We start from the raw sequence: 2229 nt of genomic DNA, 5'->3' as shown, positions 1-2229 counted from the left end.
GAGGGCGGGGGTGCGGGGGGTGCGGTGCTGGCGGTGCTCCGGAAAGGACGCGGGACGGTGTGGGATCTGCTGGTGGTCGGGTCGGCCAACGCCGACCTCGTGGTGGGCGTGGAGCGGCGGCCGGCCGCCGGAGAGACGGTGCTGGGCTCGGACCTGGCCGTACACCCGGGTGGCAAGGGCGCGAACCAGGCCGTGGCCGCCGCCCGGCTCGGCGCCCGGACGGCCCTGCTGGCCCGGGTCGGCGACGACGCGCACGGCCGGCTGCTGCTCGACGCCCAGCGCGCGGCGGGCGTCGACGTCTCGGGCGTGCTGACCGGCGGCGGGCCCACCGGGGTCGCGATGATCACGGTGGATGCCTCGGGGGACAACGGCATCGTCGTCTCCCCCGGCGCGAACGCCCGGCTCTCGCCGTCGGACATCAACGCCGCCGAGCCGCTGCTCGCCACCGCGAGGGTGGTGTCCGCGCAGCTGGAGATCCCCCTGGAGACGGTCGCGGAGGTGGTACGGCGGCTACCCCCGGCCGGCCGCTTTGTCCTGAACGCCTCGCCGCCGGCGCCCCTGCCGCCCGAGGTCCTCGCGGCCTGCGACCCGCTGGTGGTCAACGAGCACGAGGCGCGGGCCGTCCTCTCCGGCGCCCGCGACCCGGTGCCCGCCTCGGTGGAGCACCAGGCGCGGGCACTGCTCGCGCTCGGACCCCGCTCGGTGGTGATCACCCTGGGCGGCCGTGGCGCACTCGTCGCGGAAGCCGACGGGGAGAGCGCGCACGTGCCGGCCGTGCCGGTACGCGCGGTCGACACCACCGGCGCGGGCGACGCCTTCGCCGCCGCCCTCGCCTGGCGCCTGGGCGCCGGCGACCCCCTCCCCGCGGCCGCCGCGGCCGCCTGCCGGGTGGGCGCGCTCGCCGTCACCCGCGAAGGCGCCCAACCCTCCTTCCCCACCGCCACCGAAGCCGGCCTGTAGACACCGGCGTCCCCTCGGCATCCCCGGACCTCACACCGGCGGCGGGGCCGTGGTGCCGCGCACCTCCAACGTGGGGGTCGTCAGCTGGAGTTCGGCGGGGCGGGTCGGTCGGTCGAACCGGTCGAGGAGGCAGCGGGCGGCGCGTCTGCCGACGTCGTGGCCCGCGTTGTCCACAGTCGTCAGCCAGACGTGGCGGAGCTGCGAGATGCTGGTGTTGTCGTAGCCCACCACGGACAGTGCACTCGGCACCCGCAGCCCCGACTCCTCGGCGGCGGAGACGACGCCGACGGAGGTCATGTCGTTCACGGCGAACACGGCGGTGGGGCGGTCGGGCCGGCCGAGCAGTCGCACGGCGGCGCGGTAGCCGCCCTCCTCGGTGAGGTCGCCCGGTTCGACGAGCGCGTCACCGGCGAGACCGTGCGCGGCCATCGTGGCCTCGAAGCTGCGCCGCCGCAGCTCGCCGACGGCGCCGTGGCCACTGACGTGCGCGATGCGGCGATGGCCGAGGGCGAGGAGGTGTTCGGTGGCCAGCCGCGCGCCGAGCGTGTCGTCGCCCGCGACGACGTCGACGCCGGGCAGCGCGGGCTCCCGGCTGCCCGCCACGACCACCGGTATGCGCTCGGCCGCCCGGGCGAGCGACACCGGGTCCGGCAGGGTTCCGACGGCGACCAGCCCGTCCACCTGGAGGTCGAGGAAGGGGCTGGCGAGGTCCTGGCCGAGGCGGCGGTTGAGCCTGGCGTCCCCGAGCAGCATCCGCAGTCCGTTGTCGTGCAGCAGGGAGTTCAGGCCGTCCAGGAGGTCGACGAACCACGGGTTGCGCAGATCGTTCAGGAGCACGCCGACCGTGCGGGTGCGCTGCTCGCTGAGGCTGCGCGCCGCCGCGTTCGGCCGGTAGCCGAGCTCCCGTACGGCGGTGAGGACCGCCTCGCGCTTCTCCGGCCGGACCTGGTCGGAGCCACGCAGTACCAGCGAGACGAGCGACTTGGACACCCCGGCGCGCTCGGCGACGGTACGGATGGTCGGCTTGCCCCCGGACGAGCCCGCCGCGCCCATCGACATCATCCACCCTCCGCGTGTTGGACCGATCCATTCCCCGTTTTGGCACTCTGACACCCGGGAACGCGGGTGTCAAAGGTGTTGACAGGGTTCCGGTCGGACGAAAGGCTGGCCCGACATCAGCTTGGACCGATCCAAACCGTGTCCAAGGAGCACCACCAATCGGCTCGGCCCGGAGAGGAACACCGGCATGGAGAAGACGCGCGAGACGAC

2 protein-coding genes are annotated in these 2229 nt (G+C 74.9%); one reads left to right on the top strand and one right to left on the bottom strand.

Annotated features, from left to right (window positions below; translation table 11 throughout):
- The first annotated feature begins 57 nt into the window (after positions 1-57).
- Positions 58-960, top strand: coding sequence for a ribokinase (locus GL263_RS25335; protein ID WP_182858071.1), 903 nt, complete (start codon positions 58-60; stop codon positions 958-960).
- Positions 961-990: 30 nt separating this feature from the next.
- Here the strand turns inward: GL263_RS25335 and GL263_RS25330 are convergent, their stop codons facing one another.
- Positions 991-2022, bottom strand: coding sequence for a LacI family DNA-binding transcriptional regulator (locus GL263_RS25330; protein WP_228456817.1), 1032 nt, complete (start codon positions 2020-2022; stop codon positions 991-993).
- Positions 2023-2229: the final 207 nt, after the last annotated feature.

It is taken from the genome of Streptomyces durbertensis (assembly GCF_014156695.1).
Classification (GTDB): Bacteria; Actinomycetota; Actinomycetes; order Streptomycetales; family Streptomycetaceae; genus Streptomyces; species Streptomyces durbertensis.
This window is presented reverse-complemented; position numbering and strand designations above follow the sequence as displayed.

Bases quoted from the DNA above. Each gene is read 5' to 3' on its own strand.
- GL263_RS25330 (WP_228456817.1), bottom strand. From the start codon at position 2,022: ATGATGTCGATGGGCGCGGCGGGCTCGTCCGGGGGCAAGCCGACCATC.